Below are 14,189 nucleotides of genomic sequence, written 5' to 3'. Positions count from 1 at the left end.
CTCAGCCCATCAGCAGCCGGTAGGCCGCCTCCAGCCGATGAAACGCCTTGGCGTCACCGCCCAGATCGGGGTGGTGGGCCTTGGCCAAGCGGCGATAGGCGCGCTTGATCATCAGCTGACTGGCACCGGGCTCCAACCCCAGCAGCCCCAGGGCGTCGCCGTGGGGGTCCGGCGGCGATGCCTCGCGTTTGGCGTGGGATTGATGGTTGGTGTGGGAGTGATTCTCAGTGCGGGTGCCACTGCGGCGCTGGTGGTGGCGCTGGTGGTGGCGCTGGCCGAGGCGCTCCTCGCGGCGCAGGAGCTCCTCCACCACCTGCAAGGGCGCCTCGCTCAACCACTCCGGCGCCCGTTGGCCATAAAGGGCAAAGGCCGCCCGCACAGCCCAACGGGCCCGACTGTGGGGCCCCCGAAGCGCCTCAGCCAGTTCGGAGCCCAGGCCGGGGGAGCGGCGATCGAGCTCCTGCTCCAGGCTGAGCTCGGGGTTCCACCAGCCACTGCGCAGCTCGTCGATCACCCCGCGCAAGCCGGCCGGTGGTCCGATCCGCAGCGACGGCCAGCGGGGATGGCGAGCCATGGCCTGGCCCCAGAGCTCCACCAAATCGGGACTCAGGCCGAAGGCAACCCGCGTGTCCTCCCCCTTGGGGTGTTGCCGTTGCTCCAGCTGCAGTTGCTCCAGTCGGCGCCTCAGCGCCCGCACCTCCCGACGCAGGGCATCGTTCTCAGCCAGGAGGGCGTCCACGTTGCTGGTGACGGCAGGGCTGCCGGGAGCTGGACGCCAGCGACGGGGATCAAAGCCCATCCAGCCCCCCGAGGTCCAACCGCCGCGCACTCCGCCGCAGAACCTCGCCGGCATCGGCCCGCATCAGCAGGCCGGCGCCGCCCCAGAGCAGCCGCGGAGCGAGATCGGCCGGGCCGGCACCGAGCTCGCGCAGGGGCGTGAAGCCCAGCTGGCGGAAGTAGCGCACCAAGCGGCGATGTTGCTTCTCACTGTCTCGGATCGCCAGGATCGTGGCGCGGCGGCAGGGGGTGGCCTCCAGGGCCCAGGCGAAGGTGGCAGCGCAGATCAACGGAGCCACCGCAGCGGTCTGCTCACCCTGCACCCGCATGGTGTCGAGCCGCAGGCCATCGGCCGTGGCCAGGGCCCAACCCTTGAGCTCGCCGAGCAACAGCAGCCCGCCGCAAGCCTCCTCCGGTTGCGGGCGTCGCGCCACCCCCACCCGCAGGGTCCAGGCCACCCCAGCCGGCCGGCGCACCTGCAGGCGCAGCAGCAGGCCCCGACGGCTGGCCTCGGCCTCCAGATCGGCGAGGGTCGGCACTGGCGTTGGGTTGGTCATGGCCGCCATGGCTCCGCCAGGCGCACCGCCTCCAGCGGCAGGGGGCCATACAGGTGCGGGAACAACTCCGCGCCAGGGGTGCCGCCAGGAGAACCATCAGGAAGCACCGCCGGTTCGTGGCGCACCGCCAGGCCCGCGGAGGCCAAGTGCTGGGGATCGATGCTGAGCAGCAGCACCTCGCCGGCAGGCAAATCGCCATAGAAACGGGCGGCGGTGGCCGGCACCTGATCGGCAGCGCTGAGGTGGATGAAACCCACCTCCTCGAGCGCCAGGCCACGGCTGGAACGGCGGTAGATGCCCTCGGCACGAGCCGCCAGCCATTCGTGCCGCAGGGCCAGGTGATAAAGCCAGCGTGGGGAACGCCACGGCATGCGCGTCGCCCAGGGCGGTGCGAGCGCCACCGCCAGCTCCGGGCCGCCAAGACATCGGCCCAGCCAGGCCTGCAGGGCCACCAGCTGCGGCGCTGCATCGAATCCCAGCGGATCAGCCAGGCGGAACTGGCGCACGAAGGGCAGCAAGGCCCAGTCGGCCAGGGATGGCCGCTCACCCAGCAGCCAGCCCCCCGCCTCCAGGCGGTCGTTCCAGCGGCGCAGAATCGCGAGCCCGGCGAGACGATGCACCTCCCACGGCTCGCTCAGATAGCGATCGGGATATTTGAAGCGGTCGAGGTGATGCTTGAAGGGGCCGTCATTTTCGGTGATCAGACCCTCCATCTCCGCCACCTGCGCCCCACTCCAACCCGACAGCCAGCCGTGGGGATCGCAGCGCTGCAGGGCCCAGTTCATGATCGCCAGGCTTTCCTCCAGCACCGGCTCCCCCTCGGGCCCAGCAGCCGCACCCACCAGCACCGGCACCGTGCCCTTGGCCGAGGCCGCCAACAGCTCAGGCGGCTTGGCCTTGAGGCTCACCTCCCGCAGCTCCAACGTCTCCCCCGGCCGAAACCCCGCCGCCGCCAGGGCAAGGCGCGCCCGGATGGCATAGGGGCAGCGGCGGAAGCTGTAGAGAACCGGCCGCGCGTCAGCCACCGCTGCGCTCACCGAGATGGCGTTCACCGAGATGGCGCTCACCCCGCCCTCGAGCCCGCTCCATCTGGCGTTGGCGCTCCGCGAAGCGCGCCCGATCGGCATCACTGAAGCGATCGCGGCAGTGGCGGCAGCTCACGCCCGCCACGTAGCTGGGGAGCTGGCGGTCGGCCGGTGAGAGCGGCAGACCGCAGGCGTGGCAGAGGCTGTGTTCACCGGGCTCGAGCCGGTGGTTCACGGCCACCCGCTGATCAAACACGAAGCACTCACCGCGCCAGCTGCTGCCCTGCTCGGGGATCTCCTCGAGGTAGCGGAGGATGCCGCCCTGCAGATGATGAACCCCGGCAAAACCCTGCTGCTGCAGGTAGGCCGTGGCCTTCTCGCAGCGGATGCCGCCGGTGCAGAACATCGCGATCGCCTTGGGCTGGCGCTCTGCCACCAACGGCCTGAGCTCGCGCTCCACCCACTGGGGAAACTCGCGAAAGCTCTCAGTGCCCGGGTCGATCGCCCCAGCAAAGGTGCCGATCGCCACCTCGTAGGCGTTGCGGGTGTCGATCACCAGGGTGTCGGGGTCGGCGATCAGGCCATCCCACTGCTCGGGTGGCACGTGGGTGCCCACCGCTGAGGCCAGATAGGGCTGCACCTCGGGCTGGCCAAGGGACACGATCTCGCGTTTGAGCCGCACCTTGAGGCGGTGAAACGCCTGCTCCTCGGCCCGGCTGAACTTGGCCTGCAGCTGCTCCAGCCCCGCCACCTGCCGCAGCCGCTGCAGCACTGCCTGCACGCCGGCATCGGGGCCCGAGATGGTGCCGTTCACCCCCTCGCCAGCCAGCAGGATCGTGCCGCGCACGCCAGCGGCGTCGGCCAGCTGCAGCAGCTCGCGGCGCAGGGCCGGCAACGCCTCCAGGGCAGCAAAGCGGTAGAACGCCGCCACCAGCACGCTCATCTCACCTGCACACCCGCAGCCGCCAGCAGCTCCCGGTCGGCCTCAACCGCCGGATTGCCGGTGGTGAGCAAGGTGTCGCCGTAGAAGATCGAATCGGCCCCGGCCAGCAGGCACAGGATCTGGGCCTCCCGGTTGAGCTGCTCGCGGCCAGCGCTGAGCCGCACCCGCGCCTGGGGCATCAGGATGCGGGCGACAGCCACCATGCGCACCAGCTCAAGCGGGTCCACCGGAGGCAGCGCTTCTAAGGGGGTGCCCTCCACCGCCACCAGGGCATTGATTGGCACGCTTTCGGGATGGGGATCGAGGTTGGCCAGCACCTCAAGCAGCCCGGCGCGATCGCTGGGGCTTTCGCCCATGCCGATGATGCCGCCGCAGCACATCGAAATCCCAGCGCTGCGCACCCGCTGCAGGGTTTCGAGCCGCTCCTGGTAGGTGCGGGTGGTGATGATCCGGTCGTAGTGCTCGGGGCTGGTGTCGAGGTTGTGGTTGTAGGCGGTGAGCCCCGCCTCCGCCAGGCGCTCGGCCTGGGAGTCGCTGAGCATGCCGGCGGTGACGCAGGCCTCCAGACCCAGCTCCCGCACGCCGCGCACCATGGCCAGCATCGCTTCGAACGGCGCCCCATCCCGGATTTCACGCCAGGCCCAGCCCATGCAGAAGCGGTGGGCACCGGCCTGCTTGGCCGCCCGCGCCCGCGCCAGCACCGGCTCCACCTCGAGCTCCGGCCGGCCCGTCACGTCGCTGCTGTTGTGCAGCGACTGGGGGCAGTAAGCGCAGTCTTCTTCGCAGCCGCCGGTCTTGACGCTGAGCAGGGAGGCCAGCTGCACGTGGTAGCCGGGGTTGGCGTCGCGGTGCACCTGCTGGGCCTGCCAGAGCAACTCCATCAAGGGCAGCTCCAGCAGCGCCTGGATTTCAGAACGGGACCAATCGTGACGCGTGATCACTGGCAGCAACGGAGACAGGGTGGCAGGGAGGCGTGGAGACAGAACCGGTCAGGCCAGGGGCTCGACCCCGCCGAAACGGCGCTGGCGGCCCTGGTAGTCGAGCAGGGCACCCCTCAGAGCCGCCTCATCGAAATCGGGCCAGAGCACATCGGTGATGTGGATTTCGGCGTAAGCCAGCTGCCAGAGCAGGAAGTTGCTGATGCGGTGCTCACCGCTGGTGCGGATCAGCAGGTCGGGATCGGGCTCGCCTGCGGTATGGAGCTCGGCACTGAAACTCTGCTCGTCGATGGCGCGGGGATCGAGCGCACCGGCCACGCAGCGCTCGGCCAGCCGCTGGGCGGCCCGCACCAACTCGGCCCGGCCGCCGTAGTTGGTGCACACGTTGAAGTGGATGCCGGTGTTGGCCGCGGTGCGTTCGGTGGCGTCGGCAATCAGCCGTTTCAGGCCTTCGGGCAGCGGCTCGAGATCCCCCAGAAAACGGATCCGCACCTGCTCCTGCTCCAGGGCGTGCAGCTCGCGGGCCAGCACCCGCTCAAACAGGGTCATCAAGAAGCTGACCTCTTCGCCAGGACGGCTCCAGTTTTCGGTGGAGAAGGCGTAGGCGGTGAGGGCCCCGATGCCCCAGTCGCTGCACAACCGCAGGGTGCGCTTGAGCGCCTCGACCCCCTCGCGATGGCCCATCACCCGCGGCAGGTTGCGCTGCTTGGCCCAGCGGCCATTGCCGTCCATGATCACGGCCACATGGCCGGGCAGGCGCTCCGGATCGAGGCGGGGCGGCAGGGCCTGGGGGGCAGTCGCAGTGGTGGTCGCCAGGGCGCGACTCATCCGCGGGAATCCGGCGTGTCTTTTGCCACGCTACGCCCTGTGGGCAAGGCCAGGGCCTGGCTGAGCAGATCGTGCAAACGGCTGCTGGTGATCGGGCGCTCCAGCCGCCCCTGACTCGCCAGCGACAGGGTGCCGGTTTCCTCCGACACCACAATCGCCAGGCACTGGTCGAAGCGTTCGGTGAGGCCCAGGGCCGCCAGATGCCTGGTGCCGTAACGGTTGATGCCCTGGCGCGAGAGGGGCAGGATCACGCCGGCGGCGACAATCCGGTTGGCCTTCACCAGCACAGCCCCGTCGTGCAGAGGGGTGTCGGCCGCAAACAGGTTGAGCAGCAGGTCCACCGTGAGCTTGGCGTCGAGGCCGATGCCGGGATTGAGGAAGTCCTCGGGGCGCAGGTCGCTGCCCAGATCCACCACGATCAGCGCCCCGCGACGGGACTGGGAGAGGCGCCCAGCAGCCTCACTGAGCACCGCCACCGAGCCGGAGCCCAGCTGATCACGGCTGCGGTTGCCGAACAGCACGCCGAGGCGACCGGTGCCGAGCAGCTCCATCAGCCGGCGCAGCTCCCCCTGCCACAGGATCGCCAGGGCCAGGCTGCAGGCCAGCACCAGGGCGTCCACCAGTTTGCTGGTGAGCGGCAGGTTGGCGTAGCGCTGCACCACCCAGGCCAGGGCCACCAGCAGCAGGTAGCCGCGCAGCAACCACAGGGTGCGCGCTTCGGTGACCCGACCGAGCACCAAAACGCCCAGGCCGGTTGCAAACAGCAAATCCAGGACCAGGCGCGGATCGATCAGCCGTAGCAACTCACCCAGTTGCGGCCCGATCACAACTCACCCAATCGATGGACTCAGCCTACCGAGCGCAGGCGAGCCGGCAGCACGTCGTAGCGCAGTAAGTCCTCCGGCTGCTCCCGGCGCTGCACCAGGTCGGCCACCCCGTCGTGCACCAGCACCGCGGCGGGCCGTGGGATGCGGTTGTAGTTGGAGCTCATCGAGGCGTTGTAGGCACCGGTGGCAAACACCGCCAACACATCGCCGCTGGTGGCCGGCGGCAGGGCGACGTCCTTGAGCAGCACATCGCCGGATTCGCAGTGCTTGCCCGCCACGGTGACGGTTTCGCTGGCCTCGGCGGTGGGGCGATCGGCCAGCACCGCCGTGTACCGCGATTGATAGGTGATCGGCCGGGGGTTGTCACTCATGCCGCCATCCACCGACAGGTAGGTGCGCAGGCCGGGGATGTCCTTGCGACTGCCGATCGCGTAGACGGTGACGCCGGCGGTGGCCACCAGGGAGCGGCCGGGCTCACACAGCAGCCGGGGCAACGCCAGCCCCCGCTCCTGGCAAGCCGCCACCACCGCACCGGCCACGGTGCTCACCCAACCATCAATGCTCGGCGGATCGTCGCTGGCGACGTAGCGGATGCCCAGGCCGCCACCCACGTTGAGATCCACCACCGGGTGGCCCATCGAACGGGCCAGGGCCAGGGCATCAGCCATCACGCCGGCCAGGTCGTGGTGGGGCTGCAGCTCAAAGATCTGGGAGCCGATGTGGGCGTGCAGGCCCGTGAGGCGGGCCCAAGGGCAGCCCGACAGGTGCTGCAATACGCCCTCCAGCTGGTCGGGATCGAAGCCGAACTTGCTGTCGAGGTGGCCGGTGCGGATGTACTCATGGGTGTGGCACTCGATGCCCGGCGTGAAGCGCAGCATCAGCCGCACGGGCTCCGCCAATCCAGGCGCCAGCTCGGCCAGCAACTCCAGATCGCGCCAGTTGTCGGCCACGACGGTGACGCCCCGCTCTGCCGCCAGGGCCAGCTCTTCGCGGCTCTTGTTGTTGCCGTGCAACACGATCCGCTCCGCAGGCATGCCGCCCTGGAGAGCCGTGAGCAGTTCACCGGCCGACACCGCATCCAGCCCCAGGCCCTCGGCAGCCACCAAGGCGGTAATCGCCAGGGAGCTGTTGGCCTTCGAGGCATAGAGGGCCAGGGCTTCGCCGGGGTAGTGCTTGGCCAGGGCCTCGCGGTAGGCGCTGCAGGTGCCCCGCAGGGTGGCCTCATCCAGCACATAAAGCGGTGTGCCGTAGGTGCGGGCCAGGTCGCTCAGGGCACACCCCGCCACTGTCAGCCGACCGTCGCTGTCGAGGGCTGTGGTGAGCGGCGTGAGGTTGCGGTTGGGACTGAGCGCATCCCGATCCGTTTCAAAGGGTTGGGCCAACGCGACGGGCTCACGGGAGATCACCATGGCTGGAGCCGCACTGGGGGAGAAGAGAACATGAATGTACGGAACGCCCCCATGCCGCTGCGCCGCAGCAATCTCACCCCCTCACACCTGGAGCACTGCCTCGCCCTCGATCAGGCCAGTCTGCAGGGCCTCTGGAGCCGCAGCCAATGGCAGAGCGAGCTGGCCGAACCGCGACGCCCCGGGGTGGGGCTGTGGCACGGGAACACCCTGGTGGCCATGGCCAGTGGCTGGCTGGTGGTGGATGAGCTGCACATCACCCTGGTGGCGGTGGCGCCCGAGCGGCGGCGCCAGGGGCTGGGCCGCCAGGTGCTACAGGCCCTGCTGGACCATGCTCAGCAGCAGGGGGCCGCGCACGCCACCTTGGAAGTAGCACCCGGCAACGCCGCCGCCGTCGCCCTCTACCGCGGCCTGGGCTTCCAGGATGCGGGCCTGCGTCGCGGTTACTACCGCAACGGAGACGATGCCCTGATCCAATGGCTGCGGTTAGCCCCGGTCAATGATGCGAAGCCAGGGTGTGGATAACCGGCTTTTCTTATTGCTGAAAACCAGCAATTGCTTGGATTGAGATGTTGCCTAAAACCGGCCGAGCCCCTGCTGCTGCAGTGGATCTGCCTTTGATCAGGCGTAAACCACACCTCACCGGTCAACCCTGGTAGCTTGGTTCAACTTGCACAAGGTCCCACCCCATGTTCGAGCGGTTTACCGAGAAGGCCATCAAGGTGATCATGCTGGCCCAGGAAGAGGCTCGTCGCCTGGGGCACAACTTTGTTGGCACCGAACAGATCCTGCTGGGCTTGATCGGCGAGGGCACGGGCGTGGCCGCCAAGGTGCTCAAGTCGATGGGCGTCAACCTCAAGGACGCCCGCGTTGAGGTGGAGAAGATCATCGGCCGGGGCTCCGGTTTCGTGGCGGTGGAGATCCCCTTCACGCCCCGAGCCAAGCGCGTGTTGGAGCTGTCCCTGGAGGAAGCCCGCCAGCTTGGGCACAACTACATCGGCACGGAGCATCTGCTGCTCGGCCTGATCCGTGAAGGCGAGGGCGTGGCGGCCCGGGTGCTGGAAAACCTCGGCGTCGACCTGGCCAAGGTGCGCACCCAGGTGATTCGCATGCTTGGCGAGACCGCTGAGGTGGCCGCTGGCGGTGGCGGCGGCAAGGGCTCAACCAAAACTCCCACCCTGGATGAATTCGGCAGCAACCTCACCCAACAGGCCGCCGACGGCAAGCTCGATCCGGTGGTCGGCCGGCAAAACGAAATCGAACGGGTGATCCAGATCCTGGGTCGCCGCACCAAGAACAACCCCGTGCTGATCGGCGAACCTGGCGTCGGCAAGACGGCCATCGCCGAGGGCCTGGCCCAGCGGATCAACTCCGGCGACATTCCGGACATCCTCGAGGAGAAACGCGTTCTCACCCTCGACATCGGCCTGCTGGTGGCCGGTACGAAGTATCGAGGCGAATTTGAGGAGCGCCTCAAAAAAATCATGGAGGAGATCCGCAGCGCCGGAAACGTGATCCTCGTGATCGACGAGGTGCACACCTTGATTGGCGCCGGTGCCGCCGAAGGCGCCATTGACGCTGCCAACATCCTCAAACCGGCCCTGGCCCGCGGTGAGCTCCAGTGCATCGGCGCCACCACCCTGGACGAATACCGCAAGCACATTGAGCGGGATGCCGCCCTGGAGCGCCGGTTCCAACCGGTGATGGTGGGCGAACCCTCCGTCGACGACACGATCGAGATCCTGCGCGGCCTGAAGGAGCGCTATGAATCCCACCACCGCCTCAAGATCGCCGACGAGGCCCTGATTGCCGCCGCCACCCTGGGCGACCGCTACATCTCCGACCGCTTCCTTCCCGACAAGGCGATTGACCTGGTCGACGAGGCCGGCAGCCGGGTGCGGCTGATGAACTCCAAGCTGCCGCCGGCGGCCAAGGAAGTCGACAAGCAGCTGAGGGCCGTACAAAAGGACAAGGAGGAGGCCGTGCGCGAGCAGGACTTCACCAAGGCCGGCGAGCTGCGCGATAAGGAAGTTGAGCTGCGCGAGCAGATCCGCTCGATCCTGCAATCCCGCAAGGACGAGGAGCCCGCGGCCGAAGCCACGGCTGGCGATACCGAAGCCGGCAGCGAGGTCAGCGTTGCGATCGCGGATGCGCCTGCAGACGCCGAACGCACCCCGATGGTGACCGAAGAGGACATCGCCCACATCGTGGCCTCCTGGACCGGCGTGCCGGTGCAGAAGCTCACCGAGAGCGAGTCGGCCAAGCTGCTCAACATGGAGGAAACCCTCCACCAGCGCCTGATTGGTCAGGACGAAGCGGTCAAGGCCGTGTCCCGCGCCATTCGTCGCGCCCGCGTGGGTCTCAAGAACCCCAACCGGCCGATCGCCAGCTTCATCTTCTCCGGCCCCACCGGCGTGGGTAAAACAGAGCTCACCAAGTCGCTTGCGGCCTACTTCTTCGGCAGCGAAGAGGCCATGATCCGCCTCGACATGTCGGAGTTCATGGAGCGCCACACGGTCAGCAAGCTGATCGGTTCGCCTCCGGGCTACGTGGGCTTCAACGAGGGCGGCCAGCTCACCGAAGCGGTGCGGCGCCGTCCCTACACCGTGGTGCTGTTCGACGAAATCGAGAAAGCCCACCCCGACGTGTTCAACCTGCTGCTGCAGCTGCTCGAAGACGGTCGCCTGACCGACTCCAAGGGCCGTACGGTCGACTTCAAGAACACCTTGATCATCATGACCTCGAACATCGGTTCGAAGGTGATCGAGAAGGGCGGCGGCGGCCTCGGCTTCGAATTCGGCGGCGGCGATGCGGATGAAACCAACTACAACCGCATCCGCTCGTTGGTGAATGAGGAGCTGAAGCAGTACTTCCGCCCCGAATTCCTCAACCGTCTCGACGAAATCATCGTCTTCCGTCAGCTCACCCGCGACGAGGTCAAGGAGATCGCCGAGATCATGCTCAAGGAGGTGTTCGGCCGCATGCTCGACAAGGGCATTGCCCTGTCGGTCACCGAGGCCTTCAAGGAGCGACTGGTGGAAGAGGGCTACAACCCCTCCTACGGCGCCCGTCCGCTGCGCCGTGCCGTGATGCGCCTGCTGGAAGACTCCCTCGCCGAGGAGTTCCTCAGCGGCCGGATCAGCGACGGCGATGCCGCGTTGGTCGATGTCAACGACGACAAGCAGGTGGTGATCCGCAAGCAGGCTGCCCTGCCCGCCGAGCCCGAGCTGGCCGCCGCCGGCGTCTGAAGGAAGGATCGGGGGCCGGACACCGGCCCCTACCATCGATTGGGGATGACAGCCACACCGGGATGAGTACCCCCCTGAGCCAACACGCCATCGCCCCAGCCGAGGTGCTGCGGGGCCCGGGGGCCTGGGCCGAGGGGCTCGAGCGCATTCAAGGCCTCTGCCGCCGGCCCCTGGTGCTGGGTCGCAGTGCTGCCACCGCAGCTTTGCGGCAGCAGCTCCTCACCGAGCTGTTGAAAACAGGGCTGGAACCCCAAAGCGCCGAGCTTCAGCACGATTGCTGCGAGGAGGACCTCAGCCGGATCGGCGCCGTTTGCCGCGAGCAGGGCTGTGATGCGGTGATCGCCATCGGCGGCGGAAAGGTGCTCGATGCCGGCAAGCTGTTGGCCCACCGGCAGGCTCTGCCCTGCATCACGGTGCCCACCAGTGCCGCCACCTGCGCCGGCTGGACGGCCCTGGCCAACGTGTACACACCCCAAGGGGCCTTCCAGGGGGATGTGGCACTTGCCCGTTGCCCCGACCTCCTGATCTTTGACCACACCCTGGTGCGCCAGGCCCCGGCCCGCACCCTGGCCAGCGGCATCGCCGACGCCATGGCCAAGTGGTACGAAGCCTCCGTGAGCAGTGGCGCCAGCGGCGATGGCCTGGTGCAGCAGGCCGTGCAGATGGCCCGGGTGCTACGCGATCAGCTGCTGCTTGAAGCGGAGGAAGCCCTGCGGGATCCCCACAGCTCCGCCTGGGAGCGGGTGGCGGAGGCCTGCGGCCTCAGCGCCGGGCTGATCGGCGGCATCGGCGGAGCCCGCTGCCGCACGGTGGCGGCCCACGCCGTGCACAACGGCCTCACCCAGCTGGAGGCCAGCCACGGCCACCTGCATGGCGAGAAGGTGGGTTTCGGGATCCTGGCGCAGCTCCGGCTCGAAGAGGTGATCGGCGGCAGCCAGCTCGCCGGCCAGGCGCGCCGCCAGCTGTTGCCGCTGTTCCGGCAGCTGGGGCTGCCGGTGAGCCTCGAAGACCTGGGCCTAGGCAAGGCCGGCCTGCATGAGCTCCAGCACGCCTGTACCTTCGCCTGCCGCGACGGCTCCGACCTGCACCACCTGCCCTTCGCCGTGGGTCCCAACGATCTGCTGGCCGCCCTGGTGAGCACCTGCAGCAGCGAGCGCCAGCCCGCGTGAATTCTGTCCGTGAGTCTGGCCAAGACCTGGTGAGCGAGGCCGCCCGCAGCCTGCTGGATCCCCAGGGCCGGGAGTTGGCGGCCCTGGTGCAGTGGTGGCAGCTGCCCGATCTCGATGCCGGGGACGGCTCCGAGCCCTGGCCCGTGGCGGTGCTGGGAGAAGGCCCACCGGTGCTGCTGCTGCATGGCTTCGACAGCTCCTTTCTCGAATTCCGGCGGCTCGCCCCATTGCTGGCTGGCGGCGCCCAGCTGTTCATCCCCGACCTGTTCGGCTTCGGCTTCAGCCCCAGGCCCGCCGGCGGCGACTACAGCCCCAAGGGCGTGCTGCGCCACCTGGAGGCCCTGGTGCAGGCCATTGGCCAGCGCAACCCGGCCCTCCTCGGATTGATTGGCGCCTCGATGGGGGGCTCGGTGGCGGTGGAGCTGGCCCGGCGCCTGCCGGATCAGGTGGAGCGCCTGCTGTTGCTGGCGCCCGCCGGCCTCACCGGCCGACCGATGCCCCTGCCGCCCCTGCTCGATGGGCTGGGGGTGCGATTCCTAGCCCTACCGGGCGTGCGCCGGGGCCTGTGTCGCACCGCCTTCGCTGATCCAGAAGCCTCCGTGGGCGCCGCAGAGCTGGAAATCGCCTCCCTGCATCTTCAAAGCCCCGGCTGGGCCGAAGCCCTGCAGCGCTTTGCCCGCTCCGGCGGCTTTGCCGGCAGCGGCGCCCCGCTGCCCCACCAGCCCATCGCGGTGCTGTGGGGCGCCAACGACCGCATCCTGCGGGCGCCCCAGAAACGCGCCGCCCTGGCTCTGCTCGGGGAGCGGGTGCGCGAACTGGACGCCTGCGGCCACCTGCCGCACCTCGACCAACCCGCCACTGTGGCCGCCACCTGGCTGGCCAGCCCCCGCCACCCATGAGCAGCCCCGACGCCCGCGGCAACGGACCGGTGATGCAGCTGCTGGCCAGCGGCCTGCAGCTCTGGATCCGTCAGCAGTGCCAAGCGATTGGCAGCCTCGACATCCAACTGGAGGGATCGGCCCTGCAGCTGCTGCGGGGCCGGCTGACGGGGGTGCAACTGCTGGCGCGCCGGGTCGTGTATCGCGACCTGCACCTCGAGCTGGTGGAGCTGCGCAGTGGCCCGATCCAAGTGCACATCGGCAACCTGCTCAAGGGCCACCCGCTGCAGCTTGAGCATGCCTTCCAGATCCAGGGGCAGGTGAGCTTCACCCCCGACGGCCTGACCCGCTCCCTCAGCGCTCCGATCTGGCGGAGCCTGGGGGACAACCTCAGCGAAGAGCTGCTCGGCATCGCCCCGCTGGTGGAGCTGCGCATGCACCGCGACAGCCTGGTGTTCACCGCCCGAGGCCTGGGAGCCCGCGACCTGGTTGAGCTGGAAACCAGCGTGGCTGCGGTGGAGGGCAGCGTGGAGATCCGCTCCCGGGCGGGCAACGTCAGCAGCCGGCTGCCCATGGATCCCGGCATCACCATCGAGGACGCCCGCCTGGAAGGGGGCATGCTGCAGCTGCTGGGCATCGCCCGGGTGAGCGTGTGAGCGCGGCGGGCTGACGGGGCTCCTTAGCGCTGCAACAGCGGCAACACCAATGTGACCAGCGAATACACCACTGCCGGCACGAACAGGTAGCTGTCGATGCGATCGAGGATGCCGCCGTGGCCGGGGATCGCATCGCCGGAATCCTTCACACCGGCATCGCGCTTCATCATCGACTCGGTGAGGTCACCCACCAAGGCGAACAGGGCCACCACCGCCCCCAGCACCGCACCGATTAACCAGCCCCAGCTCCAGCCGATCAAGGTGCCGCCGAAAGCACCCACCGCCACCGCAGAGGCCACCCCGCCCAGGGCCCCCTCCACCGTCTTGCCGGGGGAGATCGGCGACAGCGGGTGGCGCCCGAGGCGGCGGCCAATCACATAGGAGCCGATGTCGGTGGCGACGATCAGGAAGCAGGCCAGCAGGGTGAGGGCGAGGCCGGCACTGGCGGGCCAGGGCTGGCCGGCCAGATGGGGAGCGAGGGCATCGCCAGCCAACTCGCGCAGGCGAATCCAGTAGCTGGGCAGAAAGCCGAGATAGAAGAGCCCAAAGATCGAGGCGGCAATGTCGGCGATCGTGCCGGTCACCGGCTGCAGCAGCAGCCAGCCGCAGATCACCGCCCCGGAGGCGGGCAGCACTGCAGCCGCCACGTCGCCGGCAAACCAGCCACCACCCATCAAGCCACTGCCACTGGCCAGCTGGGTGCTGACCAGCAGCAACTGCACCGCCACCAGGGTGGTTTTGGTGGCGGGCCGGATCCCCTTGAACTGGGCCATCCGGAAAAACTCCAGCAGGCCCAGGTGCACGATCACCCCCACGGCCGCCGTAAACCACCAGCCGCCCAGCATCACCACCACGAAGCCGAAGGCACCCGCCGCCCAGCCGCTGAGCAGCCGGGGCAGGGAGGTGGCGGTGCGGGTGCGGGAGCGAAGGATCAAGA

Annotated in this window: 14 protein-coding genes; 5 read left to right on the top strand and 9 right to left on the bottom strand. The window is 68.7% G+C overall.

What is annotated here, in order from left to right:
• Nucleotide 1: 1 nt before the first annotated feature.
• The 8 genes from KBY57_RS07625 to lysA all read right to left on the bottom strand — a co-directional run bounded on the left by KBY57_RS07625 (nucleotide 2) and on the right by lysA (nucleotide 7,304).
• Nucleotides 2-853: a J domain-containing protein gene (locus tag KBY57_RS07625; protein WP_254995284.1), complete on the bottom strand. Its 852-nt coding sequence runs from the start codon at nucleotides 851-853 to the stop codon at nucleotides 2-4.
• A complete protein-coding gene (locus KBY57_RS07620; protein WP_254995283.1) occupies nucleotides 789-1,334 on the bottom strand; it encodes a hypothetical protein in 546 nt (181 codons plus the stop codon). Before KBY57_RS07620 ends, KBY57_RS07625 begins: the two co-directional genes overlap by 65 nt.
• Entirely contained in the window at nucleotides 1,331-2,392 is a 1,062-nt protein-coding gene (locus KBY57_RS07615) for a DUF952 domain-containing protein (protein ID WP_409996427.1), read from the bottom strand. Before KBY57_RS07615 ends, KBY57_RS07620 begins: the two co-directional genes overlap by 4 nt.
• The gene (locus tag KBY57_RS07610) at nucleotides 2,352-3,302 is read right to left on the bottom strand and encodes a rhodanese-related sulfurtransferase (RefSeq protein ID WP_254995281.1); all 951 of its coding nucleotides are present in this window, start codon (nucleotides 3,300-3,302) and stop codon (nucleotides 2,352-2,354) included. Before KBY57_RS07610 ends, KBY57_RS07615 begins: the two co-directional genes overlap by 41 nt.
• Complete coding sequence (gene bioB / locus KBY57_RS07605; RefSeq protein WP_409996426.1) at nucleotides 3,299-4,183, bottom strand: biotin synthase BioB; 885 nt, start codon at nucleotides 4,181-4,183, stop codon at nucleotides 3,299-3,301. The genes KBY57_RS07610 and bioB overlap by 4 nt, the downstream gene beginning before the upstream one ends.
• 108 nt (nucleotides 4,184-4,291) lie before the next feature.
• Nucleotides 4,292-5,068, bottom strand: a complete 777-nt coding sequence (locus KBY57_RS07600) for an isoprenyl transferase (protein ID WP_254995279.1) — start codon at nucleotides 5,066-5,068, stop codon at nucleotides 4,292-4,294.
• The gene (gene cdaA / locus KBY57_RS07595) at nucleotides 5,065-5,895 is read right to left on the bottom strand and encodes a diadenylate cyclase CdaA (protein WP_254995278.1); all 831 of its coding nucleotides are present in this window, start codon (nucleotides 5,893-5,895) and stop codon (nucleotides 5,065-5,067) included. Before cdaA ends, KBY57_RS07600 begins: the two co-directional genes overlap by 4 nt.
• Before the next feature lie 20 nt (nucleotides 5,896-5,915).
• Nucleotides 5,916-7,304, bottom strand: coding sequence for a diaminopimelate decarboxylase (gene lysA, locus KBY57_RS07590; protein WP_254995277.1), 1,389 nt, complete (start codon nucleotides 7,302-7,304; stop codon nucleotides 5,916-5,918).
• Between the two features lie 30 nt (nucleotides 7,305-7,334).
• On the opposite strand from lysA, the gene rimI reads away from it, so the two are divergent.
• From rimI to KBY57_RS07565, 5 genes are all read left to right on the top strand, one after another.
• On the top strand, nucleotides 7,335-7,826 hold the full coding sequence (rimI, locus tag KBY57_RS07585; protein WP_254995276.1) for a ribosomal protein S18-alanine N-acetyltransferase: 492 nt from the start codon (nucleotides 7,335-7,337) through the stop codon (nucleotides 7,824-7,826).
• Between the two features lie 164 nt (nucleotides 7,827-7,990).
• Nucleotides 7,991-10,549, top strand: a complete 2,559-nt coding sequence (locus KBY57_RS07580; RefSeq protein WP_254995275.1) for an ATP-dependent Clp protease ATP-binding subunit — start codon at nucleotides 7,991-7,993, stop codon at nucleotides 10,547-10,549.
• A 62-nt stretch (nucleotides 10,550-10,611) separates the two neighbouring features.
• Nucleotides 10,612-11,718, top strand: a complete 1,107-nt coding sequence (locus KBY57_RS07575; RefSeq protein WP_254995274.1) for an iron-containing alcohol dehydrogenase family protein — start codon at nucleotides 10,612-10,614, stop codon at nucleotides 11,716-11,718.
• A gap of 26 nt (nucleotides 11,719-11,744) precedes the next feature.
• A complete protein-coding gene (locus KBY57_RS07570) occupies nucleotides 11,745-12,617 on the top strand; it encodes an alpha/beta fold hydrolase (protein WP_254995395.1) in 873 nt (290 codons plus the stop codon).
• A complete protein-coding gene (locus tag KBY57_RS07565) occupies nucleotides 12,614-13,252 on the top strand; it encodes a DUF2993 domain-containing protein (RefSeq protein WP_254995273.1) in 639 nt (212 codons plus the stop codon). Before KBY57_RS07570 ends, KBY57_RS07565 begins: the two co-directional genes overlap by 4 nt.
• Before the next feature lie 23 nt (nucleotides 13,253-13,275).
• Here KBY57_RS07565 and KBY57_RS07560 read toward each other — a convergent pair whose 3' ends face one another.
• Nucleotides 13,276-14,187 (bottom strand): phosphatidate cytidylyltransferase, encoded by a 912-nt coding sequence (locus tag KBY57_RS07560; protein WP_254995271.1) that lies wholly within the window; start codon nucleotides 14,185-14,187, stop codon nucleotides 13,276-13,278.
• Nucleotides 14,188-14,189: the final 2 nt, after the last annotated feature.

The organism is Cyanobium sp. Aljojuca 7D2, from assembly GCF_024346415.1.
Lineage (GTDB): Bacteria > Cyanobacteriota > Cyanobacteriia > PCC-6307 > Cyanobiaceae > Cyanobium_A.
This window is presented reverse-complemented; position numbering and strand designations above follow the sequence as displayed.

Bases quoted from the DNA above. Each gene is read 5' to 3' on its own strand.
- bioB (WP_409996426.1), bottom strand. From the start codon at position 4,183: ATGGAGTTGCTCTGGCAGGCCCAGCAGGTGCACCGCGACGCCAACCCC.
- KBY57_RS07575 (WP_254995274.1), top strand. From the start codon at position 10,612: ATGAGTACCCCCCTGAGCCAACACGCCATCGCCCCAGCCGAGGTGCTG.
- KBY57_RS07565 (WP_254995273.1), top strand. From the start codon at position 12,614: ATGAGCAGCCCCGACGCCCGCGGCAACGGACCGGTGATGCAGCTGCTG.
- KBY57_RS07600 (WP_254995279.1), bottom strand. From the start codon at position 5,068: ATGAGTCGCGCCCTGGCGACCACCACTGCGACTGCCCCCCAGGCCCTG.
- KBY57_RS07610 (WP_254995281.1), bottom strand. From the start codon at position 3,302: ATGAGCGTGCTGGTGGCGGCGTTCTACCGCTTTGCTGCCCTGGAGGCG.
- KBY57_RS07580 (WP_254995275.1), top strand. From the start codon at position 7,991: ATGTTCGAGCGGTTTACCGAGAAGGCCATCAAGGTGATCATGCTGGCC.
- lysA (WP_254995277.1), bottom strand. From the start codon at position 7,304: ATGGTGATCTCCCGTGAGCCCGTCGCGTTGGCCCAACCCTTTGAAACG.
- KBY57_RS07620 (WP_254995283.1), bottom strand. From the start codon at position 1,334: ATGACCAACCCAACGCCAGTGCCGACCCTCGCCGATCTGGAGGCCGAG.
- rimI (WP_254995276.1), top strand. From the start codon at position 7,335: ATGAATGTACGGAACGCCCCCATGCCGCTGCGCCGCAGCAATCTCACC.
- KBY57_RS07625 (WP_254995284.1), bottom strand. From the start codon at position 853: ATGCCGGCGAGGTTCTGCGGCGGAGTGCGCGGCGGTTGGACCTCGGGG.